The following is a 24079-nucleotide window of genomic DNA, read 5'->3' on the forward strand; positions in this document are numbered from 1 at the left end:
TTCGCGGCGGCGGGCACGCGTTTAATCGGGGCGGGTCTGTCGAAGGCAGCTCACGCCGCCGGAGCCGGCGACGGCGCCGGGCCGACATCGCGGCCGCGCCATTTCGAGCGCCAGCGATAACCCGGCCAGAACGCCCGGGTCAGCGCGGCGTCGATCGCGGCGTCCGAGGTCCGGCTCCACGCCCAGCGATAGATCAGGGCGTAGAGCAGCCAGATCACCAGGAAGGTGACCAGCCCGGCGATCGCCACGTCGGTGAAGAAATGCCCGCCGAACGCTACCCGCAGCCCGCTGGTGACGGTGCCGAACACGAATGCCGCAGCGTAGGCATAGGGCCGTACCGCGGGCGGCGTCAGCGCCGCCGGCGCGAAGGTCCAGTACGCCGTGGCGCCCTCGCCGGAGAAGAACGAGCAGTTCTTCGGGCAGGCGCCACGCGGGTCCCACCACGCCTTGAACTGCCACGGGCCGTTGAATTCGGCGACCGCGGCCGGGCGCGGCCGGCCCCAATGGGTCTTGAAGGTCATGTTGGTGAGGACGCCGGCCGACAGCGTGATGCTGATCAGCAGGAACGCGACGGTGCGGCCCGGCATCACCAGCGGCCGGTCGGGGCGCACCATCTTGAAAACAAGCGCGAAGATCGACGGCGCGGCGATCGCCCAGGCGATCCACATCGCCAGATCGCGCAGGAATTCGAGATCCTGATCCGCGCGCATCGGGAAGGTTTTGGTGGCGGGATCGTAAAACAGCCCGGCCAGCCACAAATCCAGCCCGGGGAAAAGCCCGAACAGCAATCCGATCGCAGCGAACAGCGCCAGCGCGATGTGAAGTCCCTTACGGTTCATGGCGGGGGTTTAACCGAGGCGTCGGGGGATGGAAAGGCGGCGCTATGCGGCAGGGGGCGGTTGGGGCGACGGCGGTGCGACGGCCGTCGGCTGCCGCGGCGGGTCGCGCCACAGGCCGGCATTGCGGCCGGCAATCAGCCAGTACACCAGCCCGCCGATGATGCCGGCGCCGGTCATGATTTCGAGATGCCGCCGCACGATGCCGTCGAACTGCAGCGTGCCGGGGTCGAACGGCACCAGCCCGAGATAGCAGCCGACGCCGACCAGGCCGCCGCCGATCGCATAGACCAGCGCGCTGCGGATCGAAAACGCTTCGGTCACCAGCACGATGATCAGCGCCGGCAGCAGCGCGAAGCCGGATACGAAGATGAAGCCGAAGCCGAGCACGATGTTGAGCGCATCCGGATCGAGCGGGCCGCCGGCGAGGTCGCTCAGTTCCGGAAACAGCATCGTGCCCACCACCACGAGCCCGGCCGCGAGGCTGGCGAACAGGAAGCCGAAGGCGATGGCGAACAGCCGGCCGATCAGCGACATCAGTATCTCCGCGAGTCCTGGCCGTCATCCTGAGGAGCGAGCTCTTGCGAGCCTCGAAGGATGACTTCGTGCGCACATCCTTCGAGGCGCGCCGCAAGCGCGCCGCGCACCTCAGGATGACGTTCGGCAGCGATCTTGCCCATCAATCCGTCATCGCCATCGCGCGGAGCGCGTCGCGTTCGCGGACCGAGAGCTTTTCGGTCTCCGACTTCAACTGTCCGCAGGCGGCGAGAATATCGCGGCCGCGCGGGGTACGGACCGGCGAGGAATAGCCGGCGTTGAAGACATACTCCGAGAACTTCTCGATCTGGTCCCAATCCGAGCACTCGTATTTCGAGCCGGGCCAGGGGTTGAACGGGATCAGATTGATCTTGGCCGGAATGCCCTTCAGCAACTGCACCAGCCGCCGCGCATCGTCGAGCGAATCGTTGACGCCCTTCAGCATCACATATTCGAAGGTGATACGGCGCGCATTCGAGGCGCCCGGATAGTCGCGGCAGGCCTGCAGCAGCTCTTTGAGTGGATATTTGCGGTTCAGCGGCACCAGTTCGTCGCGCAATTCGTCGCGCACCGCGTGCAGCGAAATCGCCAGCATCACGCCGATCTCGTCGCCGGTGCGGGCGATGTTCGGCACCACACCGGAGGTCGACAGCGTCACCCGCCGCCGCGAGATACCGATGCCTTCATTGTCGGTGACGATCAGGAGCGCGTCGCGCACCGCCTCGAAATTGTACAACGGCTCGCCCATGCCCATCATCACCACGTTGGTGACGAGACGGTTGCCATTGGGGGTCTCGCGATCGATCCAGTCGCCCAGGCGATCCCGCGCCACCATGACCTGACCGACGATCTCGCCGGCGGTGAGGTTGCGCACCAGCCGCTGGGTGCCGGTGTGGCAGAACGAGCAGTTCAGCGTGCAGCCGACCTGGCTCGACACGCACAGCGTGCCGCGGTCGGTCTCCGGGATGTAGACGCACTCGACCTCGTGCGCCTTCTGCACATCGTCGCCACTCGGCAGCCGCAGCAGCCATTTGCGGGTGCCGTCGGCGGAGATCTGCTCGGCGACGACCTCGGGCCGGTCGACCGTGCAATGCTCCGCCAGCGTCGCTCGCATCTCCTTGGAGACGTTGGTCATCTCGGCGAAATCGCGGGCGCCGCGGACATACATCCAGTGCCACAATTGCTGCGCCCGCATCTTGCGCTGCGCCGGCGCCACGCCGATCGCGCCGAGCCGTTCGGCCAGTTCGGCGCGCGACAGCCCGATCAGCGACGGCTTGGCCGGCGGCACATAGGTCTCCAGCGGGGTCTTTTCGAGCGGTGCGACGGCAACAGCGAGGGTCATGGCGGTCCGGTTCAGGCAAAAGGCAATCGCGGCAGAACGGGCCTCATCCTGAGGAGCGGCCATAGGCCGCGTCTCGAAGGAGGAAGCGCAGGGCACGTCGTGGTTCGAGACGCCCGCCAGAGGCGGGCTCCTCACCATGAGGGACCAGCGAGATCGCCCGGGCCCGAAAACCAGATTTCAGATAGGCTTTTTCGGCCGTTCTGCAAAGCCGCTAAACGCGGCAGTCGGGCCTCAGCCGCCGCAGCTCTGCGCCACCTTGTCGAGCGCCTGCGCCAGGCCCTTCAACGAAAACGTGTCGGTGGTCGCGGTTCCCTTGGCGGAAACGCCCTTGACGGTGACCTCCGGCCCCTTGCGCAGCGCCTCGACCAGACGGTCTTCCTCGGCGGCGTTCTTGATCCAGAGGCCGTCGCCCTGGGTGTACATCGCGAACGACGCTCCGCCGATCTCCATGGTCGATTCCGAGCCGGGTTTCAGCGGATAACCGATCATCACCGAAACCTCGTTGATCACCTTTTCGGCCGGCCGGGTCGAGATGAAGGCATAGGCCGGATCGCGCGGCCGGTTCGGCGGGGTGGTCTTGGACGACGACGGTTTGGCGAGGACGAAGCAGACCCGCTTGCCGTTCGGGGTCGCCATATAGGCGCCCCAACTGCCGAACTGGCCGATCAAAGTCGGCTCGGCGCTGTTGGACGCCGCGGCGGCCGGCTCCGGCTTGGCGGTCGCGCCCTTCGACGCCGGACGCGCCTGTGCGGCGCTGCCGGCGCTCCACAGCATCGCTCCCGCCATCGCGGCAATCAGAATTCGCCTCGCACTCATGCACACGTCCGTCATGGGCAAGTCTGGTCCCTCATCATTGTGACTGCAACATGGCTTGCGGGATCCGCCTGATCACCAGACCCGGAATAGCCGGGATGGTCGATTCGGCAAAGCGGCGAACCGCCGCCGCGCCCATCCGATCGCGCCGCAGGTCGCTGCCGTACCGTTCGAATCTCAGGCCCCCACCCAGCGGGGACGTCATTGCGCGCGGCGCGGGCCGAATCCGATTGTCCGTCGCGGCCAAATCCGGCAAGAACGCCCGACAACCAGAAACCTCCAAGGGTGGATTCATGAAGGCGATACTCTGCCAGCAATATTGCGGTCCCGACGATCTCGTTCTCACCGAGGTCCCCGATCCGGTCGCCGGCCCCGGCGAAGCGGTGATCGCGATCAAGGCGGCGGCGCTGAACTTCTTCGACATCCTGATGATTCAGGGCAAGTACCAGATCAAACCGCCGTTTCCGTTCTCGCCGGGCGCTGAAGTCGCGGGCGTGATCGAGAGCATCGGCGAAGGCGTCACCGATCTGAAAGTCGGCGACCGCGTGGTGGCGTCCTGCGGCCACAACGGCGCCCGCGAGAAGATCGCGCTTCCGGCCTCGGCGATCATCAAGATCCCGGACAATCTCGACTACGACCGCGCCGCGGGCATCATCATCATCTACGGCACGGCGCTGCATGCGCTGGACGATCGCGCCAGCCCGAAGCCGGGCGAAACGCTGGCCGTGCTCGGCGCCGCCGGCGGCACCGGGCTTGCGGCCTGCGAGCTCGGCAAGCTGATGGGCCTCAAGGTGATCGCCTGCGCCTCGTCGGACGAGAAGCTGGAATTCGCCAAACAGCACGGCGCCGAGCTGACGCTGAACTACGCCAAGGAAGATCTGAAAGAAGGCCTGAAGAAGCTGACCGGCGGCAAGGGCGTCGACATCATCTTCGATCCGGTCGGCGGCACGTACGCCGAAGCCGCCTTGCGCTCGATCGCGTGGGAAGGCCGCTTCCTGGTGATCGGCTTCGCCGCGGGCGACATCCCGAAAATGCCGCTCAACCTCGCGCTGCTCAAGGGCTGCGACATCCGCGGCGTGTTCTGGGGCGCCTGGACCAGGATCAACCCGGCCAAGCACCGCGCCAATCTGGAAAAGCTGGTGCAGTGGGCCGCCGAGGGCAAGATCTCCTCGCATGTCGACCGCACCTTCCCGCTGGCGCAGACCGCCGACGCCCTCAACGTCCTCGGCGGCCGCCAGGCGATGGGCAAGGTGATCCTGCATCCCTGAGAATGAGAGACTGTGTCCCGGACAAGCGGCAGCGCGTCAGCGCTGCGGCGCAGATCCGGGACCCCGATCTGCCACCGAAATAACCGGGGCCCGGATCAGCAGCGCACCGCTTCGCGGTCCGCTTTGTCCGGGGCATGGGACTTTGGCGTAAGTAAACTGATCGACGCTGTCGCCTCGCTTCCAGCCCGCGCCAGCAATCCCGGCACCAGCGCTTCGGCGGCATTGGCGCCGGAGATCACCACCGCTTCGACCCCGGCGCCGATATTGCCGCCGCCGGCGATCACCAGATGGCGCAGCGCGGTTTTCGAGCCTTTGAGCTGTCCCGCGGTCGACATCCCGTAGATCGCGCCGAAGCTCGCCCAGTCGTAGCGCGCATAGGTCACCGGGCTGGCGTCGGTGCGATACACGATGTGCTGCGACAGCCCGGGGATCGCCGTCTCTGCGGCGGCGATCATGCGGTCGCCGAATTCCTCCTTGCGCCGCAAGTAATCTTCGGAGCGCCGCCACTCCTTCCAGTCGTTGCCGCCACTCTCCTGCGGAAACCAGCTCTTCGCCTCGTCATGCGGCACCAGCGCGATCAGGGAGAGGATCGCATGTCCCGGCGGCGCGGCGGTGGGGTCGCATTTCGACATCATCGCGATGCCGAGCGGCATTGGCGCGTGCAGATGCGTCGAGGGACCGAGGTCCGGGACGAAATCGACGCCGAGATGCACGCTGAAGCAAGAATTCGCCGGCGCCGCCGCGGCGAGATCGTCGCGAACGCCGCGCGGCAGCGCCGCCGCGGGCACCAGTTCGAGCAGCGTGCGCTTGAAGTCGGCATTCGACACCACCGCACGGGCGCGCACCCTCTCGCCATCGGCGAGCACCACGCCGGCGGCGCTTCCGTTCTCGACGATGATCTGTTTCACGGCGGTCTTCAGCCGCACCTCACCATCGCGCGCTTCGATCGCCTCGACCAGCGCATCGGCGACCACGCCCGAGCCGCCGCGCGGATAATAGCCGCCGTGGAAGTAGTAGCCGAAGATCGGCACCATCCGGGCGCAGCTCGGCGGCTCGCTGCCGTCGCCGATATAGCCCGCCAGCCCGTCGATCACTGCGACCACAGCGGGATCGCGGACATGCGCCGCGACCAGCTCGGCGAACGGCCTGTTCATCCATTTGTAGGCATGCGGATGCGCGCGCGGAAACGCCAGCAATTCGTCGATCGTCGACGGCGGCCCGGGAACGCCGCCGCGGCTCGCGGCGGTCGAGAACATGTCGTCGAAGATCGCCTTGATCTCCTCGAACAGCGACTTGATCCCGGCGGCGCTGTCCGGAAACCGCTCGCCGAGCACGCGGACGTAGTCGCGCCAGTCCGGCGGCACGTCGATTGCGCCGCGCGCGGTGTGGAAGCTCTGCGTCACCCGCTCCCACGTGATGCGGTCGGCGACGCCGAGTCGTAGCAGCAACGTGGCGAACGGCCCGCCCGGCTGCACGCCGGAGAAATCGTGCGGCCCGGCGTCGAAGCGATACAGCACCGGCTTGTTGAGGTGATGCGCCTTGCGCAGATAGGTATGGCAATAGCCGCCGGCGACGACGTGCTGATCGAACACCTTCACCTTCAGCCCCGCATCGGCGAGCAGCGCCGCGGCGGTCAGCCCGCCGATGCCGGCGCCGATCACCGCAACGTCGCAATCCGCCGCATTGTCGCGCGCGAAGGACGGCGCCGGCCAACGATAGGTTTCGCCCGAAGCGGCCAGCCGCTGCAGAACAAAGCGGATCGCCAGCCTCGGCCCGAAGATCGAGATCAGCGCGCCGCCGATGACGAGGGCGGCAATCACACCGCCCGGCGCGCCGGCATAGCGGCAGGCGGCGATCGCGGCGAACAGCACCGCCCACAGCGCGGTGATCGCGGCGTTGATGACGAAGAACTGCGGCGTGGCGGCATTGTCCGGATAGGCGGCGCGGGCGTAGTCCGAGGTCCACGGCCGGCGCACAACCAGGCTCGCGATGCTGATCGCGGACAGCCCCGCGAACGAGAGCCACAGCGCGGTCGGCGCCGCGAGATCGGGCACCACGAGCAGCAACCCGCCGAGGCCGAGAAACAGCACCAGCCCGCCGACTTCAAGCACGAACAATTCGCGCCGCCACGCACGCCAAGCATTGCCGATCAGAGCCAGCACGAGCCCCGCGCCGATTGCCCAGTCGACGTGGCCCATCGCCAGCAGCGCCCAGAACAGCGCGAACGGCACCAGCACCAGTTTCACGGTCAGGAAGGTCTTCATCGCGGCCTCCGGGGTCGAATCATCGCCGGTGGCTGCGCCGGAGCCATTGAGCGGCCGCAACATTGACGCCGCCGGCGCTTCCGGTACCATCGGGTACCAATCCATAGCACATCCGGTACCGATTGGTACCAACAATTGCCACCTGCGACGAAGACACCTAACCCGATGAATGAACAGGCTAAAACCAGCGACGACCCGCGCCGCGCCGCGATTTTGCAGGCGGCTTTCGACGTCTTCGTCGAAAAAGGCTTCGAGGCGGCGACCACCGCCGAGATCGTCCGCCGGGCCAAGACCTCGAAGCGGACGCTGTACGAATTCTTCGCCAGCAAGCAGGACATCCTGAGCGCCCTGGTGCGCTACGGCAGCCAGAAGATGCAGCCCTCGCTCGATCTGCCGGCGCCGCAGGATCGCGCGCAGTTCCTCGTCGTGCTCGAGCAGTTCGGGCAGCGCTTTCTCGGCGAATTGCTGCATCCGGAGCGAACCGCGATGTATCGCCTCGCGATAGCCGAAGCCGGGCGCGGCGGCGGCATGGTGGCGCGCGAACTCGACGCCAACGGCCGGCAGCCGGTGATGCGGGCGGCGACGCGGTTCTTCGATCAGGCCGCGGCGCGCGGCATCATCCGGGGCGACGACATCGCAACGCTGCTCAGCGTGTATTTCTCGGTGCTGATCGGCTTCGCGCAACTGCAGACGCTGCTCGGTGCCGAACCGCCGTTCGACGCCGAGGCGATCGCCCAGCGGGCCGCGCTGGCGACGCGTGCGACGGAGCGGATGATGCGGCCGGCGTAGCTGTCGCGCCGCCCGTCAGGTCTCGTCTTCGAGCCCGCGCTGCATCGCCGCCCGCGCCGCTTCGCGGTGCGCGGGGGTGATGTTGCTCGCGACCATGCGCAGCGCGGTGGCGAGAATCGCGGCGTCGTCGGTGAAGCCGAGGATCGGCAGGATGTCCGGCATGAAGTCGAACGGCAGTACGAAATAGGCGATGGCGCCGAGCAGCGCGACCTGGACATGCCGCGGCGTCTGGCGGTCGAACGCGCAGTAATAGGCGGCCAGGATATCCTCGGCGAACGGCAGATGCGCCGCGACCCGCTTGATCTTGTGCCAGAACCGGCGGCGCACGCTCTCGGGATCCTGCGCGAGCTTGTCGGCCGGCTCGAAACCAACGCTGTGTTCGGTGGTCATCGCGTCTCCTCCGCGCGTGCGGAAATGCAATCGTTCTTGCCCTTTCATCTGGTGATGAGGACGTCCCGCCGCAACCTGGGCGGAACCTCACGCGACGCCGAATTGACCCGCGATCGCATTCATCGCCGCCGCCAGATCGATGTCGCGGCGGGTGACGCCACCGGCGTCGTGCGTCGTCAGCACCACCTCGACGGTCTTGTAGACGTTGCGCCATTCCGGGTGATGGTCGGCCTTCTCGGCGACCAGCGCGACGCGGGTCATGAAGCCGAACGCCTCGTTGAAATCCGTGAACACGAAGCTGCGCGCGATTGCATCGCGGCCCTCGACCTCGCGCCAGCCGGCGATGCTCTGCAATGCCTGCTGTCGCTCCCTGCCCGTCAGCCGCTCGACCATGCTCGCTCTCCTCACGTCAAATTTATCGCCGGGGCACCGTCTGCGCCAACTCGGCCACAAAGCGCGGGCCCAATGCGTCGCCAGCGCCGATTCACCATATCGGCGCGGGGCGGCGAAACGAAAGGTCGCACGGCGATGGAACTGCTATGATGGGGCTCTGACCGGGATGGATTTCAAGCGACTATTCGCCCGGTCGATGGACGAGCCCGAGCCGGTGGACCCTTTGCTGCATATGTCTGCGCGCCCGGTGCGACGCAAGACGACGCTGATTTCGCTGGCCGCGATCCTGGCGCTGGTCGGCGCCATCAGTGCTGCGTATTATTTCGCGATGCGGCCGACGACGCTGAAGATCGCCGTCGGTCCGCAGGCCAGCGACGATCTGCGGCTGATCCAGGCGCTGGCGCAGGCGTTCTCGCGCGAGCGCAACATCGTCCGGATGCGGCCCATCGTCACCGACGGCCCGGCCGCCAGCGCCGCGGCGCTGAAATCAGACACCACCGATCTTGCGGTGATCCGCGGCGATCTGCCGGTGCCGCGCAACGCCCGCTCGGTCGCGGTGCTGCACAAGAACGTCGCCGTGCTGTGGGCGCCCGGCCGGCCCGCGAGCGGCAAACGCAGGAAAGCCGCTGTCGCCGGGGTCACTACCATCACCCAGCTGGTCGGCAAGCGCGTCGGCGTGATCGGCCGCACCGAAGCCAATGCGGGGCTGCTCGCGGTGATCCTGCGCCAATACGGCATCGACCCCGCCAAGGTCGAGAGCGTGCAGCTCACCGCGGCCGACGTCGCAGAGGCGGTGCGGACCGGCAAGGCCGACGCGTTTCTCGCGGCCGGACCGCTCAACAGCAAGGTGATCGGCGAGGCTTTGGCGGCCACTGCGAGTTCCGGCCGGGAGCCGGTGTTCCTCGGCATCGATTCGTCCGAAGCGCTGGCCGCCAACCATCCGTCGTATGAATCGGCGTCGATCCCCGCCGGCGCCTTCGGCGGCGCCCCGGCGCGGCCGGGCGACGACGTCAAGACCATCAGCTTCTCGCATTACATCGTGGCGCGCGACGGCGTCTCCGACGCCACCATCGCGAGTTTCACCCAACAATTGTTCACGGCGCGCCAGACCGTGATGACGGAGAATCCGCTGGCCGCGAAGATCGAGACGCCCGACACCGACAAGGACGCGGTGATCCCGGTGCAGGCGGGTGCCGCTGCCTATGTCGACGGCGAGCAGCGCAGCTTTCTCGACCGCTACAGTGACCTGATCTGGTTTTCGCTGATGGGGCTGTCGGCGACCGGCTCGCTCGGCGCCTGGTTCGCGAGCTATCTGCGGAAAGACGAACGCAACACCAACGCCTCGCAGCGCGACCGGCTGCTCGACATGCTGGCGGCGGCGCGGCGCTGCGACGCGCAGGACGAACTCGACGCGATGCAGACCGAGGCCGATGCGATCCTGCGCGACGCGCTGAACTGCTACGAGAACGGCGCGATCGACAGCGCGGCGCTGACCGCCTTCAGCATCGCGCTGGAGCAGTTCCACAACGCCGTGGTCGATCGCAAGATGCTGCTGGCGGCGATCCCGCCGGCGCCACCGATCCGCCCGGCGCGGCCGCAGGTGGTGTGAGCCCCGCCGTGATCACGCGCGGCGCAGCCGCCGCCAGCCGAGCAGGATGCCGCTGACCGAAATCACCAGCCCCGCCAGCGACAATACAATCACCACGATGTCCCACGCCGGCCGGTGCGCGATCAGCACCGGGAAATCGAAGCTGTGCAGCGCGTTGAACAGCCAGCGATAGACCCGGCGGCTGCGATCGCTGCGCCCGAGAATTTCGCCGGTCGACGGGTCGAGATGATACCAGGTAGCGGCGGCATCGTCGAAGCCGGCGCGCAGCACCGGCAGCACGCGCTGATGATGATGCGAGTACCAATAGGCGTCGGGCTCCTCCAGCCGCTGCCGCAGCGTCATCGTGGCGTCAGGGAGCAGCCGCGCCGCCGCGTCGAAGATCCGCTCCGGTGACAGCGTCCGCGATGCGCCGCTCGCCGGATCGGCCACGCTCTGCGATCCGTCGCGATGCGCCAGCAGCATCAGCGGCGCGCCGCCGACCCAGATGAAGCGCGCTTCGACGACGCCGGGCCGGTCGCGTGCGGGGAGTGTGGACGCGATCGTCGGCGCGTCGTGGCCGGCATAGCGCTGCAGCGCCTCGCGACTGTCGCCGCGGCGCGCGAACAGCTCAAACGGATTGACCGACAGCCAGCCCGAGGCCATCCAGGTCAGCACCAGTACGCCGGCGACGAGGCCGGTGAGGTGATGCCACGCCATCCAGCCGCGATAGGGCGTGATCCGGCCCGACGCATAGCGCCGCCGCAATCCGGCGCGCAGCAGCCCGATCCAGATCCCGCTGATCGCGACCAGCAAACAGATCCCAGAGGTCCACATCACCACCTGTCGCCACAGCGGCGCGTCCTGGCGCAGCAAGGTGAGATAGATCCAGTGCGGAATCGCGCCGAGCCAGTTCCAGACCCGCTCGTGACGATTGGTGTCGAGCACGATCTCGCCGGTCTTCTGCGAGACGTAAAGCTCGGTGCCGGCATCGTCGCCGAGCCCGATCAGAAACAGCGGCCGCAACGGATCGAACCGCGCGGTGACGCTCCATTGGTCGCGATCGACGATGTCGAGCAGCGCCGGCGCCACAGCGGCGGGATGATGCCGCGCCACCGCCAGCGCCTGTTCGGGCGATATGTCGCCGAGCGCCCGGCCGTCGACGGCGGAGATCGCCTGCCGCCGTCTGTTCGTGCCGGCGAGTCGGTACACCGGCTCGCCGTCCTGCATCGCAAGACGGAGTTCACGCGGATAGGTCGTCAGCCCGGCCGCCGCCATCGCCTGATCGGGGGCGAGCCGGATTTCGCTGAAGGCGAGATCCGGCAGCGCTGCCCGGCGCTCCTTAGCGTCGAATTGCGGGAACGCCACATACATCATCACCACGCCGGAGATGAACCAGATCGCGAACAACAGACAGCACGCGATCCCGAGCCAGCGGTGGCCGAGATACAGCCACCGCTTCAGCCGCCTGGTGATGCGGCGCATCGTCAGAACTTGACGTTGTAAGACAGCTCCGCGGTGCGGGGCCGCCCCAGCAGCCATTGGTTGTCGACATAGCTCGACGTCGCATAGACCTTGTCGAAGATGTTGTAGAGCCGCAGCGATAGCGTCGAGGCGGCGTCCGGCTTCCACTGCAGACCGGCATTGACAAGCGTGTAGCCCGGCATCTCCAGCGTGTTGGCGGCGTCGGCAAAGCGCTTGCCGACCACCTGCACGCCGGCATTGGCGGACCAGCCGGCCGCAAACGCCCAGGTCAGCCACGCGTTCGAGACGTTGAGCGGCACGTTGATCGGCACGTTGCCGGCGAAGTTCACGCCCACGTCATTAACTGACTGCACGAAGTCGTCGTATTTCGCCTGCAGGAAGGTGGTGTTGGCGTCGACCCGCCAACCGTGGTCGAGCGCCAAGCCAACCGACGCTTCGATACCGCGTGACGATTGCTGCCCGACTTGGACGACCTGATCTGGATCTTCCGAAGAGCGCGCAAGCAGGTTGTTCTTGACGATGTGGTAGCCCGCCAGGGTCCACTCGCCACGCCCGCCCCAGAACGATTGCTTGACGCCGATCTCGACCTGCTTGCCGGTCGCCAGTTCGAACTTCGCATTGGCGTTGCTCGCCGTCACCAAACCGCCGACCGGATCGACCGCGGTCGAATATTGGCCGTAGAAGGCGAGGTCCTGGATCGGCGTGTACACCGCCCCGGCCCGCCACGTCGTCGAAGAATACGATCGGGTGTAATTGTTAGCCGGGTTTCGCAGATCGGTCCGCTCCACGGTCGGCTGGTCCTGCCGGATGCCGCCGATCAGCGCCAATTGCTCGGTGAGTTGCAGACGGTTCTCGGCGAACACCGCATACTGATTGGTGACGCTGGAATAGCCCGGTCGTGTCAGATCCGGGCTCGCAAACAAGCCCGGATCGAAATTGTACGGATCGACCGACGACGTTCCGCCGTAGGGCGAATTATTGGTGTGCTTGAAGTTGATGCGGTTGACGTCGAACCCGGCGACAAAGGTGTTTTCCAGTCCGAACAGATGGCCGCGCACCGTCGCATCCATGCGGTCGCCAATCTGCTGCTGGTCGTGGAAGATCTCCAGATAAGTGCTGCGGTCGACCTGGCGGGTGGTCGGGTTGAAGGCGTATTCCTCCGCGCTCTTCCAGTGCCTGCGGCTGTTCAGATAGTACAGCGCGTTGCGGACGGTGATGCTGTCGGTCACCTGCCACTCGGACTTCAACTGCGTCCAGCTGTCCTGATAGCGGATGCTGCTGTCGCCGACGTTGTAGTTCTTGAAACGCAGCGATTCGTCGAGCCGGCCATTGACCAGCGGCGTGCCGTAATACAGCGACGGGTGGCGGTCGCCATAGGCGGTGGACAGGGTCCAGGTCAGGTGGTCGGTCTGCTTCACCTTGACGGCGGCCGAGACGGCGATGTTCGAAGTCTTGTCGCGATCGACCCAACCGTCGGACATGTTGCCGGTGGCGGTGATGCGATAGGAGACATCCTTGTTGATCGGACCACCGGAGTCGACCGCGATCCGTCGCGTCAGATTGGTGTCGAGCGACACTTCGGCCTGGTTGCGCTGCACGTCGAGCGGCTGCTTGGTGATCACGTTGATGGCGCCGCCGATCGCGCCTTCGCCGTACATCACCGAGGCGGGGCCGCGTAGCACCTCGATGCGCTCGGCCGACCAGGTGTCGAACGGGAAGGTCACGGTGCCGGCGCCGACATACAGGCGGGTGCCGTCATACAGGGTCATCACCGAACCGGTGCCGCTGAAACCGCGGGTCGAGAACACCACGCCGCCATTGCCCGGCTCCGGTGTTGCCGTGATGCCTGTGGCGTTCTGAGTGACCGCGTCGAGCACATCGCGCTGGCCGCGCTCGGCGATGGTCTGTGCGGTGATGATGTCGACGGAGGCGGGGGTCTGCAGCGGCGTCAATCCGAGGCGGCTGGCGGTCGATGCCATCGTGCCGAGATTGAAGGTCGGCACGGCTGCGACGGCGGCTGACGGCGCGGCAGCAGGCGCGGCAGGCGGGCGTGACGCGGGCGCCGAGGCCCGGCGCGTCCGCGACGAGCCGGCCGCGGACGAAGCCGCGCGCGGCTTGGACGGCCGCGCGGTCTGGCCTTCGACCACGATCGGGTCGAGGCCGCGCGGCGCGGATTGGGCGTGGCCGGCAGCGGGCCACAGCAGAGCCGTCAGGGCGACGGAGGACAGCAGGCGACGGTTGCGCCCGGAAGCAGTCGGAGAGGGAGACATCGAGGGACTCGCGGTTAACGTGGCACGTCACCGCAAGCCAAGGCCTTGCCGCAGCCGGACGGCCGCAGTTCGACACTCACCAGGACACCCCGCCCGATGCGCTCGCGTGTGACCACGAACGACGGCAGGTCTCCTGGCTCGCGGGTCCGTGCCTTTCGCCGCCTTCCCAGGCACGAGGCCCAGTGGCGTGTGGCGAAAGGCTCGCCGCTCACAGTTGCGGGGGCAGCCGCGGAATCGGATCGCGCGCGACCCTCACCGCATTCCCTATTGATCCCTTGCGGGAACCGTCGGGCGCGACCGTACTGGAGCTCTCCGAATGCTGTCAACGAACCCGCCCGTTGTTTTCCCGTCCGCTAGTCCGACCGGGCTCGGAGGTCCGCCGACCGCGTCGCGGGATGGCGGGACCCTGACTGCGAGACGAGAAGTTCCGTATACGCAACGTTATAACATTACATATACTGTCCGCAAGCCTTCCCGTCTGAGATTGGCCGGTTCGTTTCGACCGCCAAGCTTCGGACACGTGGACGGTAATACGAGACTGCTGACCGTCCGGGCCCGCCATGCGAAACGGCGCGCCGGCCTCAGTCCGCGCAACCCCCGGACGCAGCTGATGAAAACAACAAATCCCCGATCGTCATTGTTTTTTCGCGATTTTTGGTTATATTGCGTCGCAACGCGTGCAAGTGCCCGGCCCTCATTCGGCCGGGCCTGTTTTTTGGAATTGCCCCGCGCGTTTCAGGCACAGGCAGATTGCGGCGCGCCATGAAGGCGCCCTCCGTGGCTTGTCTGCGATCGCGCTGAACCGGCACCCGGCCCGCAGGACCCGACAGAGAACCCATGACCCTTCGTAACATCGCCATTATCGCACACGTCGACCACGGCAAGACCACCCTCGTCGACAAGCTGCTGCAGCAGTCCGGCACCTATCGCGACAACCAGCGCCAGGTCGAACGGGCGATGGACTCCAACGATCTCGAGCGCGAGCGCGGCATCACCATTCTGGCCAAGTGCACCTCGGTGGTGTGGGACGACACGCACATCAATATCGTCGACACCCCCGGCCACGCCGATTTCGGCGGCGAGGTCGAACGCATCCTGTCGATGGTCGACGGCGTGATCGTGCTGGTCGACGCCGCCGAAGGCCCGATGCCGCAGACCAAATTCGTGGTCGGCAAGGCGCTGAAGCTCGGCCTCAAGCCGATCGTCGCGATCAACAAGGTCGACCGCTCCGACGCCCGCGTCACCGAAGTCGTCAACGAAGTCTTCGACCTGTTCGCCGCACTGGACGCCACCGACGATCAGCTCGACTTCCCGATCCTGTACGGCTCGGGCAAGAACGGCTGGATGTCGGACAAGCCCGACGGCAGCCACGAGGACGGCATGCGGCCGCTGTTCGAACTCGTGCTCAAGCACGTCCCGCCGCCGGCGGTGGAAGAAGGCCCGTTCCGTCTGCTCGGCACCATCCTCGAAGCCAACCCCTATCTCGGCCGCATCATCACCGGCCGGATCGCGTCGGGCTCGGTCAAGCCGAACCAGAGCGTCAAGGTGCTGTCGCGTGACGGCAAGCTGGTCGAGACCGGCCGCATCACCAAGATCCTCGCTTTCCGCGGCCTCGAGCGCGTGCCGCTCGACATCGCCGAAGCCGGCGACATCGTCGCCATCGCGGGCCTCACCAAGGGCACCGTCGCCGACACCTTCTGCGACCCGTCGGTCGACACCCCGATCCAGGCCCAGCCGATCGATCCGCCGACCGTGTCGATGTCGTTCATCGTCAACAACTCGCCGCTCGCCGGCACCGAAGGCGACAAGGTCACCAGCCGCCTGATCCGCGACCGCCTGCTGCGCGAAGCCGAAGGCAACGTCGCGCTGCGCGTCGTCGAGGCCGCCGACAAGGACGCGATGGAAGTGTCGGGCCGCGGCGAATTGCAGCTCGCGATCCTGATCGAGAACATGCGCCGCGAGGGTTTCGAACTCAGCGTGTCGCGTCCGCGCGTCGTCCTGACCCGCGACGAAGACGGCCAATTGCTAGAGCCGATCGAGGAAGTCGTGGTCGACGTCGACGAGGAATTCTCCGGCGTCGTCGTGCAGAAGATGAGCGAGCGCAAGGCCGAGATGATCGAGATGCGCCCGTCCGGCGGCAATCGTCTGCGGCTGGTGTTCTACGCGCCGACCCGCGGCCTGATCGGCTATCAGGGCGAACTGATGACCGACACCAAGGGCACGGCGATCATGAACCGGCTGTTCCACAACTACCTGCCGTATCGCGGCGAGATCCAGGGCCGCCGCAACGGCGTGCTGATCTCCAACGATCAGGGCGAGGCGGTCGCCTACGCGATGTTCAAGCTGGAAGACCGCGGCCCGATGATGATCGAGCCCGGCTGGAAGGTCTACAAGGGCATGATCGTCGGCGAGCACACCCGCGACAACGATCTCGAGATCAACGTGCTCAAGGGCAAGCAGCTCACCAACATCCGCACCACCTCGAAGGACGAGGCGGTCCGCCTCACCCCGCCGATCCGGATGACGCTGGAAAAGGCGCTGGCCTATATCGAGGAAGACGAGCTGGTCGAGATCACGCCGAAATCGATCCGCCTGCGCAAGCGCCATCTCGACGCCAACGAGCGCAAGCGCGCCGAGAAGTCGAAGCAGGCGGTCGCCTGATCCACCACTGGATCGTCCTGAATTGCACAATGCCCAGCCTCGCGCCGGGCATTGTCGTTTCGGGCACGCTCTGTCACATCCAATCGTGACATCGTAGCGCCGTCATCGGCGTGGTAAGAGCGCTGAACCATGTCTCAGCAACGCTTCCCCTCCTCCGTCGATATCGCCATCATCGGCGCGGGCGCGGCCGGCCTCGGCGCCGCCCGAACGCTGGAGAATTCCGGCCTGTCGGTGATCGTGCTGGAGGCGCGCGACCGGGTGGGCGGCCGCGCCTTTACAAGGATGGTGACGCCCGAGATCGCCTTCGACGTCGGCTGCGGCTGGCTGCATTCGGCCGACGAGAACTGCTTCGTCGGCATCGCCGGGCAACTCGGCATCGCGATCGACACTACCCACCCGCCGTGGAGCGAGCGAAGCTTCGGCGACGTGTTTCCGCCACGCCAGCGCGCCGCCTTCGGCAAGGCGCTCGACGCCTTCTACGAGCGCGTCTGGCGCGCCGCCAAGCGCAAGACCGATGCGGCCGCCGCAACCCTGCTCGAGCCCGGCAACCGCTGGAATCCGATGATCGACGCGGTGTCGACCTACGTCAACGGCGCCGAACTCGACCGCATCTCGATCCACGACGTCGAGGCCTATCGCGACACCGGGGTCAACTGGCGGATTCGCGCCGGCTACGGCGCGCTGATCGCCGCCTATGGCGCGCCGTGTCCGGTGGCGCTGAATTGCCCGGTCAGCGTGGTCGATCACTCCGGCCTGCAACTGAAGATCGAAACATCGCAAGGCCCGCTCACCGCGGACAAAGTGATTATCACCGTGCCGACCAACCTGATCGCCGACGGGGCGATCCGGTTTGTGCCCGAGCTTCCCGACAAGGTCGAAGCCGCGCGCGGATTGCCGCTCGGCGCCGACGACAAGGTGATGCTGAAGCTGTCCGACCCGAACGGCTTTCCCGCAGACGGCAATCTGCGCGGCGCCACGATGCGGGCGGCGATGGGGAGCTATCATCTGCGGCCGTTCGGCCTGGACTGCATCGAAGGATTCTTCGGCGGTCGCTTCGCGCGTGAGCTGGAAGACGCCGGCGACGGCGCGTTCGCGGCACAGAGCATCGACGAGATCGCCGACCTGCTCGGCAACGACATTCGCCGCAAGCTCACGCCGCTGGCGGAATCGCGCTGGTCGCGCGACCCGTTCACGCGCGGCTCCTACTCGCACGCCTTGCCCGGCCACGCCGGCGCCCGCGCCATCCTGGCCGCGCCGGTCGACGACCGCCTGTTCTTCGCCGGTGAAGCCACCTCCCCGCACTTCTTCTCCACCGCCCACGGCGCAAGAGATAGTGGCGAGCGGGCCGCCAGAGAGGTGATGGCGCGACGCGTAGTAGCGGTGGCGAAGCTTGTGTGATCGCCCGGGGATCCGTTCAGCGCTGCGGTGCAGAAGGGATCGCCATCGCCGCTTCCGCCCACCCTGTCCGATTCCGGCACAATCCTGTCCGCGGTGATGCAGAAAATCCACATGTTAACCGATAATTAACGTTGGACCTTGATGCCGCGCCCGCGACTTGCTTTGATCAGTCGCATGAGCACAACGCTGATCGAGGTTCGGCCGGCCAGGGCTGCGGATGCTTCCGCGGTCGCCGGCACCCATGACGAAGCCTGGCGGTCTGCCTATCAGGGCATCATCCCCGGTGCCGAGCTGGAAAAGCTGATCAACCGTCGCGGCCCGAACTGGTGGGACTCGGCGATCCGCAAAGGCAGCCGGGTCAGCGTTCTGTGCTTCGGTGACAAGGTCGCCGGCTACGCCAATTACGGCCGCAACCGCGCCCGCAGCCTGCATTTCGACGGCGAAATCTACGAGCTGTATCTGCGCCCCGAGTTCCAGGGGCTCGGCTTCGGCCGGCGGCTGTTCGCTGCGGCGCGTCGTGATCTGGCGCAAAGCGGCCTGAAAAGCATGGTGATCTGGGCGCTGTCGGACAACGAGGCGGCGACCGAGTTCTATCGTGCGCTCGGCGGCCGGATGGTGGCGCGGTCCTCGGAACGGTTCGGCCCGAAGTCGCTCGACAAGGTCGCCTTCGCCTGGAGCAACTGACGTTTTTGCGCTGGCGAACGGCGCAGGCTCGGGCTATTCGGGACGTCCCCGTCATTCTTTACCCCGGAGTTCTCGATGCGCATTGACGCAATTCCCGTCGGCATCAACCCACCCCACGATGTCAACGTGATCATCGAGGTTCCGGTCGGCGGCGAGCCGATCAAATACGAGATGGACAAGGACGCCGGCACGCTGGTGGTCGATCGGTTTCTTTATACCGCCATGCGCTATCCCGGGAATTACGGCTTCATTCCGCATACGCTGTCCGACGACGGCGACCCCTGCGACGTGCTGGTCGCCAACACCCGCGGCATCGTGCCGGGCGCGATGATGAGCGTGCGGCCGGTCGGCGTGCTGTTCATGAGCGACGAGGCCGGCCACGACGAGAAGATCATCGCGGTGCCGTCGTCGAAGCTGACTCAGCGCTACGACCGCATCAAGACCTATTCCGACCTGCCCGAAATCACGCTGCAGCAGATCCAGCACTTCTTCGAGCACTACAAGGATCTCGAACCCGGCAAATGGGTGAAGATCCTGCGCTGGGGGGGCGCCGAGGATGCGCACAAGCTGATCGTCGAAGGCATCGAGCGGGCCAAGGCCGCAAAGAAATAAGCCGCGGCTGGCCCGCGGCCTCAAAGGGGACTGCGATGCGCCGGCTGCTGAGATGGATCCGCAATATCGTGGTGGTCGCGGTGATCGCGATCGCCGGCCTGGCCGTAGCGCTGACCTACAATACGTTTCGTCAGCCCTCGCGGCAGATCGACGTCGCTGCCGTTGCGCCGGTGGCGGTGGACGAGGACGGCGCCGCGCGGCGGCTCGCCGAAGCGATCCGCTTCCCGACCATCTCCAACTTCCTCAACCCGGAGCAGGACGCCGAGGCGCTGCGCGGCCTGCAGGCGCATATCGTGGCGAGCTTCCCGGCGTTTCATGCCGCCGCGACCCGCGAAGTCGTCAACGGCAAGAGCCTGCTCTACACGTGGCAGGGCACCGACCCCCAGGCCCGGCCGATCGCGCTGCTGGCCCATCAGGACGTGGTGCCGATCGCGCCGAAGACCGAACAGGACTGGCAGCACAAGCCATTCGATGGCGTGATCGCCGACGGCTTCGTCTGGGGCCGCGGCTCGTGGGACGACAAGGGCAATCTCTACGCCATGCTGGAAGCCGTCGAGGCGATGGCGAAGCAGGGCTTCCGGCCGAAACGCACGATCTATTTCGCCTTCGGCCACGACGAAGAAGTCTCCGGCCTGCGCGGCGCCAGGCAGATCGCCGACCTGCTCGCCGCGCGAAAAGTCCGGCTCGACTTCGTGCTCGACGAGGGCCTGCTGATCACCGACGGCATCATGAAGGGCCTCGACCGGCCGGCAGCGCTGATCGGCGTCTCGGAAAAGGGCTACGCCACGCTGGTGCTGACCGCACGCGGCACGCCAGGCCATTCCTCGATGCCGCCGCGCGACACCGCGATCGGAATGCTCGCGGCGGCGCTGACGCATCTCGAAGACAACCGCCTGCCGATGCGGGTGCGCGGCTCGGTCGCCGACATGTTCGACACGCTGGCGCCGGAAATGCGCGGCTTCAATCGCGTCGTGCTGTCGAACCTGTGGCTGTTCAAGCCGCTGTTGCTACGCGAATTCGCCAAGAGCGGCACCACCGAGGCGATGGTCCGCACCACCACCGCGCTGACCGTGTTCAACGCCGGCGACAAGGACAACGTGCTGCCCGGCATTGCGGAGGCCAGCGTCAATTTCCGGCTGCTGCCGGGCGACACCCAGGCCGGCATCACCGACCATGTCCGCAAGACCGTCGCCAACGACCGGATCGCGATCGCCGGATCGGAGGGCAATTTCGATCCGCCGCCGGTGACCGGCACCGCGAGCGCTTCCTACGAGGCCCTCAACCGCACCATCCGCGAAATCTTTCCGGACGTGGTTGTGGCGCCCGGCCTGATGATCGCCGCCACCGACTCGCGGCACTATGCCGGCGTCGCCGACAATATCTTCCGGTTCTCGCCGGTCCGCGCCACGTCCGAGGACCTCAAGCGCTTCCACGGCACCAACGAGCGCATCAGCATCGCCAACTACGCCGACATGATCCGGTTCTATGTGCGGCTGATCCAGAACACCGCCGGCTGAGGCGGTCTGGTTCCCGCAGAAACCTCTCGACGAATACGCCGTCATCCTGAGGTGTCGCCGCAAAGCGGCGGCCTCGAAGGATGGGGCACGCGTACCGGCAGCTGGCACTCGTGTCCGCATGCTTCGAGGCGCGCCGAAGCCGGCGCGCACCTCAGCATGACGACGCTGGATGGGTTAGACGGCCGGCTTCGGCAAGCCGTGAATCGCGCTGGCGGCGCGGACGGTGTTGACCAGGAGGCACGCCACCGTCATCAGGCCGACGCCGCCCGGCACCGGGGTGATGGCGCCGGCGATGTCCTTGGCTTCGGCAAAGGCGACGTCACCAACGAGCTTGTCCTTGCCGCCGTCCGGCGACGGCGTGCGGTTGATGCCGACATCGATCACGGTCGCGCCCGGCTTGATCCAGTCGCCTTTCACCATCTCGGGCCTGCCGACCGCGGCGAACACGAGATCGGCCTGCCGGCACAGCGCCGGCAGATCGCGCGAGCGCGAATGCGCGATCGTCACGGTGGCGTTCTCGTTGAGCAGCAATTGCACCAGCGGCTTGCCGACCAGATTGGAGCGGCCGATCACGATGGCATTCATGCCTTCCAGCGAGGCATGCACCTGCTTGGCCATGATGATGCAGCCGAGCGGCGTGCACGGCGTCAGCGCGAACAGCCCGGAGGCCAGCCGGCCGGCATTGACCGGATTGAGGCCGTCGACGTCCTTGGCAGGATCGATCGCATCGATCACCGCATTGCTGTCCAGCCCCTTCGGCAACGGCAACTGCACCAGGATTCCGTGCACCGCCGGATCGGCATTGAGCTGGCCGATCAGCGCCAGCAGCTCGGCCTGCGGCACATCGGCCGGCAGCCGGTGCTCGAACGAGGCCATGCCGGCCTCCTGGGTCTGCTTGTGCTTGCTGCGGACATAGACCTCGGAGGCCGGATCGCTGCCGACCAGCACCACCGCGAGCCCCGGCGTGATGCCGTGATCGGCCTTGATTCGCGTCACCTCCGCGGCCACCCGCGCGCGCAGCTCGGCCGAGATGATTTTTCCGTCGATGATCGTGGCAGTCATGTCGTCCCCTCGCCTGGGATGATGCGTGCGCATCGCAAAACAAAAAGCCTCTCCGGACGGAGAGGCGATCGGAGCAGCCCTCGGGGCCTCCCTGTTCGTTACCCGGCCGGCTTCGCCGCCGTGAGCTGACGAAGCGTCTCGCCGAGGCTCTTGGGATCGCCGTCGATGGCTATCTGCTTCTGCCGCGACGTCGCCCCCGATAACAGCCGGACGTTGCGTTTCGGCACGCCGAGCGCCTTGGCCAACAGCTCGATCACCGCCCGGTTGGCCTCGCCGCCATCGGCGATGGCGCGAACCCGCAGCTTCACCACGGGCCGGCCGTCCGACAACGTTTCCAGCCCATCAATCTCGTCGCGATCGCCGCGTGGCGTGACCCGCACCGCGACGGCGACACCCTGGGCAGAATACCGCCAGGCCTCGGCCATGGAAACTCCGGGTCTGGCGATCTGTGGCTCAGAACACCGACGGGTAGATGTAATAGGTGATCACCCGCTGCAGGAACATGATCAGCAGGATCAGGATGATCGGAGAAATATCCAGCCCGCCGAGCGACGGCAGCATCCGGCGGATCGGGCCCAGCAGCGGCTCGGTGATCCGGTACAGGAATTCCGACACTGCGGAGACGAACTGGTTGCGCGTGTTCACGACGTTGAAGGCGATCAGCCAGGACAGGATCGCCGAGGCGATCAACAGCCAGATGTACAGATCGAGAATGATGAGAACGATGTCGAGAATGGCGCGCATGGCGGTGGAAATCTCGCGGGTTCGAACGCGGAAGGGCTGGCCCGTAAATATCGGTTCGGGCCCGTGCAAACAAGGGAACTCCCGGCAAATAAAGCCCGATGCCGTCGGCGCGGCACGTCCTTGACTTGGCCGGATCAGGCACTGTAAATGGCGGCGTTCGCTGACCGGCGCATGACAATGCCTGCCGGCCGCGGAGGGGCCATAGCTCAGCTGGGAGAGCGCGTCGTTCGCAATGACGAGGTCGGCGGTTCGATCCCGCCTGGCTCCACCACGCTTCGCCTGCGGCTTCGCGTGGCGCAGCCACGTCAAGCCGCAGGCGAAGCGTGTCCGGCGTAGCCCGAAGGGCGAAGACGGACAGCCCGCAGACCGGCCACCGCGACGCGACACAATCCCAGCATCAGTACCTTCGATAAACTGCTTCGCGAGGCGACAAGATCGCCCAAATCCGTCATGGCCGGGCTTGTCCCGGCCATCCACGTCTTGTTCGAGGCGACCGCCGCAAGGCGTGGATGCCCGGCAACAAGGCCGGGCATGACGCGTGGTAGCCGTATCGCCCTCACACGCTGCGGAACTGCGGCGGGCGCTTCTCGACGAAGCTGGCGACGCCTTCCTTGAAATCGTCGCTGCCGAGCGAGACGACCATCTCGCGATTGGCCTCGATGGTCGCCTCGGCGAGCGTCTGGAACGGCACCTCGTAGAGCTGCCGCTTGATCACCCGCATCGACGCCGGCGAAACATTGTCGGCGAGATCGCGGGCGTAGGCGTAGGTCTGCTCGCGGAGCTGCTCGGACGGAACCAGCCGGTTGACGAGACCAATCCGCAGCGCCTCCTCGGCCGAGACCCGCCGCGCCGACAGCAACAGGTCGAGCGCATTGGCGTGGCCGACGATCCGCGGCAGCATCCAGGAAATGCCGTGCTCGGCGATCAGCCCGCGCCGCGCGAACGCGGTGGTGAACACCGCGCTGTCGGCGGCAAAGCGGACGTCGCAATACAGCGCGTGCACCAGCCCGATTCCGGCGGTGGCGCCGTTCAGCATGCCGATGATCGGCTTGGGAATCGCCGGATAGAACGCGTAGCGGGTTTGCCAGTCGGCCCGGCGGTTCATGTCGAACGGCGGCAGGCTCGAGGCGCGGCGGACATCGGACGGATCGATGGTCTGCAGCACCTGCATGTCGGCGCCGGCGCAGAAGCCGCGGCCGGCGCCGGTCAGCACGATGACGCGGACCTCGGCGTCTTCTGCGGCTGTTTCCATCGCCTCGCGCACCTCGCGCTCCATCACCGGCGTCCACGCATTCATCCGGTCCGGCCGGTTCAGCGTGATCGTCGCGATCCTGTCGGCGACCTCATAGAGGATGTCCTGATAGAGGATGTCCCGGGTGCTCATCGGCGTGTCTCCCTTTTTTGCTTTTTGTTACGCCCTTCCCGGGCA

21 protein-coding genes, 1 tRNA gene and 1 riboswitch are annotated in these 24079 nt (G+C 66.6%); of the genes, 9 read left to right on the forward strand and 13 right to left on the reverse strand.

Annotation, left to right across the window (positions count from 1 at the left end; translation table 11 throughout):
- Positions 1–50: 50 nt before the first annotated feature.
- From RPB_RS00455 to RPB_RS00470, 4 genes are all read right to left on the reverse strand, one after another.
- Positions 51–839: a phosphatase PAP2 family protein gene (locus RPB_RS00455; protein WP_011438993.1), complete on the reverse strand. Its 789-nt coding sequence runs from the start codon at positions 837–839 to the stop codon at positions 51–53.
- A gap of 42 nt (positions 840–881) precedes the next feature.
- Positions 882–1373, reverse strand: coding sequence for a hypothetical protein (locus tag RPB_RS00460; protein ID WP_011438994.1), 492 nt, complete (start codon positions 1371–1373; stop codon positions 882–884).
- Between the two features lie 142 nt (positions 1374–1515).
- Positions 1516–2715 (reverse strand): 23S rRNA (adenine(2503)-C(2))-methyltransferase RlmN, encoded by a 1200-nt coding sequence (gene rlmN / locus RPB_RS00465; protein ID WP_011438995.1) that lies wholly within the window; start codon positions 2713–2715, stop codon positions 1516–1518.
- 231 nt (positions 2716–2946) lie between these two features.
- A complete protein-coding gene (locus RPB_RS00470) occupies positions 2947–3531 on the reverse strand; it encodes an invasion associated locus B family protein (RefSeq protein WP_041798468.1) in 585 nt (194 codons plus the stop codon).
- A gap of 290 nt (positions 3532–3821) precedes the next feature.
- On the opposite strand from RPB_RS00470, the gene RPB_RS00475 reads away from it, so the two are divergent.
- Entirely contained in the window at positions 3822–4796 is a 975-nt protein-coding gene (locus RPB_RS00475; protein ID WP_011438997.1) for an NADPH:quinone oxidoreductase family protein, read from the forward strand.
- A 95-nt stretch (positions 4797–4891) separates the two neighbouring features.
- Here RPB_RS00475 and RPB_RS00480 read toward each other — a convergent pair whose 3' ends face one another.
- A complete protein-coding gene (locus tag RPB_RS00480; protein WP_011438998.1) occupies positions 4892–7060 on the reverse strand; it encodes a phytoene desaturase family protein in 2169 nt (722 codons plus the stop codon).
- Positions 7061–7225: 165 nt separating this feature from the next.
- On the opposite strand from RPB_RS00480, the gene RPB_RS00485 reads away from it, so the two are divergent.
- Positions 7226–7849, forward strand: a complete 624-nt coding sequence (locus RPB_RS00485; RefSeq protein ID WP_011438999.1) for a TetR/AcrR family transcriptional regulator — start codon at positions 7226–7228, stop codon at positions 7847–7849.
- Positions 7850–7864: 15 nt separating this feature from the next.
- Here the strand turns inward: RPB_RS00485 and RPB_RS00490 are convergent, their stop codons facing one another.
- Both RPB_RS00490 and RPB_RS00495 read right to left on the reverse strand, forming a co-directional pair.
- Positions 7865–8239: a YkvA family protein gene (locus RPB_RS00490; RefSeq protein ID WP_011439000.1), complete on the reverse strand. Its 375-nt coding sequence runs from the start codon at positions 8237–8239 to the stop codon at positions 7865–7867.
- An 87-nt stretch (positions 8240–8326) separates the two neighbouring features.
- Positions 8327–8632, reverse strand: coding sequence for a 4a-hydroxytetrahydrobiopterin dehydratase (locus RPB_RS00495; protein ID WP_011439001.1), 306 nt, complete (start codon positions 8630–8632; stop codon positions 8327–8329).
- Positions 8633–8798: 166 nt separating this feature from the next.
- Here RPB_RS00495 and RPB_RS00500 point away from each other — a divergent pair, with 166 nt between their 5' ends.
- Positions 8799–10241 carry a TAXI family TRAP transporter solute-binding subunit gene (locus RPB_RS00500; RefSeq protein WP_011439002.1) on the forward strand — a complete coding sequence of 481 codons (1443 nt, stop codon included), beginning with the start codon at positions 8799–8801 and terminating at the stop codon, positions 10239–10241.
- 12 nt (positions 10242–10253) lie between these two features.
- Here RPB_RS00500 and RPB_RS00505 read toward each other — a convergent pair whose 3' ends face one another.
- Entirely contained in the window at positions 10254–11702 is a 1449-nt protein-coding gene (locus RPB_RS00505; RefSeq protein ID WP_011439003.1) for a PepSY domain-containing protein, read from the reverse strand.
- Between the two features lie 2 nt (positions 11703–11704).
- Positions 11705–13972, reverse strand: coding sequence for a TonB-dependent receptor (locus tag RPB_RS00510; protein WP_011439004.1), 2268 nt, complete (start codon positions 13970–13972; stop codon positions 11705–11707).
- 106 nt (positions 13973–14078) lie between these two features.
- Positions 14079–14276, reverse strand: a riboswitch (cobalamin riboswitch).
- A gap of 533 nt (positions 14277–14809) precedes the next feature.
- On the opposite strand from RPB_RS00510, the gene typA reads away from it, so the two are divergent.
- From typA to RPB_RS00535, 5 genes are all read left to right on the forward strand, one after another.
- A complete protein-coding gene (typA, locus tag RPB_RS00515) occupies positions 14810–16633 on the forward strand; it encodes a translational GTPase TypA (protein WP_011439005.1) in 1824 nt (607 codons plus the stop codon).
- Between the two features lie 129 nt (positions 16634–16762).
- Positions 16763–18031, forward strand: coding sequence for a flavin monoamine oxidase family protein (locus tag RPB_RS00520; RefSeq protein ID WP_011439006.1), 1269 nt, complete (start codon positions 16763–16765; stop codon positions 18029–18031).
- Between the two features lie 174 nt (positions 18032–18205).
- Complete coding sequence (locus RPB_RS00525) at positions 18206–18715, forward strand: GNAT family N-acetyltransferase (RefSeq protein ID WP_041797827.1); 510 nt, start codon at positions 18206–18208, stop codon at positions 18713–18715.
- A 75-nt stretch (positions 18716–18790) separates the two neighbouring features.
- Positions 18791–19327 (forward strand): inorganic diphosphatase, encoded by a 537-nt coding sequence (ppa, locus tag RPB_RS00530; protein ID WP_011439008.1) that lies wholly within the window; start codon positions 18791–18793, stop codon positions 19325–19327.
- Positions 19328–19362: 35 nt separating this feature from the next.
- The gene (locus RPB_RS00535) at positions 19363–20844 is read left to right on the forward strand and encodes a M20 family peptidase (RefSeq protein WP_011439009.1); all 1482 of its coding nucleotides are present in this window, start codon (positions 19363–19365) and stop codon (positions 20842–20844) included.
- 174 nt (positions 20845–21018) lie between these two features.
- Here the strand turns inward: RPB_RS00535 and folD are convergent, their stop codons facing one another.
- The 3 genes from folD to RPB_RS00550 form a co-directional block, all read right to left on the reverse strand.
- Complete coding sequence (gene folD, locus RPB_RS00540; protein WP_011439010.1) at positions 21019–21906, reverse strand: bifunctional methylenetetrahydrofolate dehydrogenase/methenyltetrahydrofolate cyclohydrolase FolD; 888 nt, start codon at positions 21904–21906, stop codon at positions 21019–21021.
- Positions 21907–22004: 98 nt separating this feature from the next.
- Positions 22005–22331, reverse strand: a complete 327-nt coding sequence (locus RPB_RS00545; RefSeq protein WP_011439011.1) for a DUF167 domain-containing protein — start codon at positions 22329–22331, stop codon at positions 22005–22007.
- 28 nt (positions 22332–22359) lie between these two features.
- A complete protein-coding gene (locus RPB_RS00550) occupies positions 22360–22650 on the reverse strand; it encodes a YggT family protein (protein ID WP_041797830.1) in 291 nt (96 codons plus the stop codon).
- Between the two features lie 195 nt (positions 22651–22845).
- On the opposite strand from RPB_RS00550, the gene RPB_RS00555 reads away from it, so the two are divergent.
- A tRNA-Ala gene (locus RPB_RS00555) sits at positions 22846–22921 on the forward strand.
- Between the two features lie 285 nt (positions 22922–23206).
- Here the strand turns inward: RPB_RS00555 and RPB_RS00560 are convergent.
- Complete coding sequence (locus tag RPB_RS00560) at positions 23207–24019, reverse strand: enoyl-CoA hydratase (protein WP_041798472.1); 813 nt, start codon at positions 24017–24019, stop codon at positions 23207–23209.
- Between the last annotated feature and the right edge of the window lie 60 nt (positions 24020–24079).

Source organism: Rhodopseudomonas palustris HaA2 (assembly GCF_000013365.1).
In the GTDB taxonomy this organism is placed as follows: domain Bacteria; phylum Pseudomonadota; class Alphaproteobacteria; order Rhizobiales; family Xanthobacteraceae; genus Rhodopseudomonas; species Rhodopseudomonas palustris_J.

Excerpts from the sequence above, each read along its gene's own strand:
- folD (WP_011439010.1), bottom strand. The coding sequence starts at position 21,906 with ATGACTGCCACGATCATCGACGGAAAAATCATCTCGGCCGAGCTGCGC.
- RPB_RS00550 (WP_041797830.1), bottom strand. The coding sequence starts at position 22,650 with ATGCGCGCCATTCTCGACATCGTTCTCATCATTCTCGATCTGTACATC.
- RPB_RS00545 (WP_011439011.1), bottom strand. The coding sequence starts at position 22,331 with ATGGCCGAGGCCTGGCGGTATTCTGCCCAGGGTGTCGCCGTCGCGGTG.
- RPB_RS00520 (WP_011439006.1), top strand. The coding sequence starts at position 16,763 with ATGTCTCAGCAACGCTTCCCCTCCTCCGTCGATATCGCCATCATCGGC.
- RPB_RS00495 (WP_011439001.1), bottom strand. The coding sequence starts at position 8,632 with ATGGTCGAGCGGCTGACGGGCAGGGAGCGACAGCAGGCATTGCAGAGC.
- RPB_RS00480 (WP_011438998.1), bottom strand. The coding sequence starts at position 7,060 with ATGAAGACCTTCCTGACCGTGAAACTGGTGCTGGTGCCGTTCGCGCTG.
- typA (WP_011439005.1), top strand. The coding sequence starts at position 14,810 with ATGACCCTTCGTAACATCGCCATTATCGCACACGTCGACCACGGCAAG.
- RPB_RS00525 (WP_041797827.1), top strand. The coding sequence starts at position 18,206 with ATGAGCACAACGCTGATCGAGGTTCGGCCGGCCAGGGCTGCGGATGCT.
- ppa (WP_011439008.1), top strand. The coding sequence starts at position 18,791 with ATGCGCATTGACGCAATTCCCGTCGGCATCAACCCACCCCACGATGTC.
- RPB_RS00475 (WP_011438997.1), top strand. The coding sequence starts at position 3,822 with ATGAAGGCGATACTCTGCCAGCAATATTGCGGTCCCGACGATCTCGTT.
- RPB_RS00535 (WP_011439009.1), top strand. The coding sequence starts at position 19,363 with ATGCGCCGGCTGCTGAGATGGATCCGCAATATCGTGGTGGTCGCGGTG.
- RPB_RS00510 (WP_011439004.1), bottom strand. The coding sequence starts at position 13,972 with ATGTCTCCCTCTCCGACTGCTTCCGGGCGCAACCGTCGCCTGCTGTCC.
- RPB_RS00455 (WP_011438993.1), bottom strand. The coding sequence starts at position 839 with ATGAACCGTAAGGGACTTCACATCGCGCTGGCGCTGTTCGCTGCGATC.
- RPB_RS00505 (WP_011439003.1), bottom strand. The coding sequence starts at position 11,702 with ATGCGCCGCATCACCAGGCGGCTGAAGCGGTGGCTGTATCTCGGCCAC.
- RPB_RS00460 (WP_011438994.1), bottom strand. The coding sequence starts at position 1,373 with ATGTCGCTGATCGGCCGGCTGTTCGCCATCGCCTTCGGCTTCCTGTTC.
- RPB_RS00500 (WP_011439002.1), top strand. The coding sequence starts at position 8,799 with ATGGATTTCAAGCGACTATTCGCCCGGTCGATGGACGAGCCCGAGCCG.
- RPB_RS00490 (WP_011439000.1), bottom strand. The coding sequence starts at position 8,239 with ATGACCACCGAACACAGCGTTGGTTTCGAGCCGGCCGACAAGCTCGCG.
- RPB_RS00470 (WP_041798468.1), bottom strand. The coding sequence starts at position 3,531 with ATGAGTGCGAGGCGAATTCTGATTGCCGCGATGGCGGGAGCGATGCTG.
- RPB_RS00485 (WP_011438999.1), top strand. The coding sequence starts at position 7,226 with ATGAATGAACAGGCTAAAACCAGCGACGACCCGCGCCGCGCCGCGATT.
- rlmN (WP_011438995.1), bottom strand. The coding sequence starts at position 2,715 with ATGACCCTCGCTGTTGCCGTCGCACCGCTCGAAAAGACCCCGCTGGAG.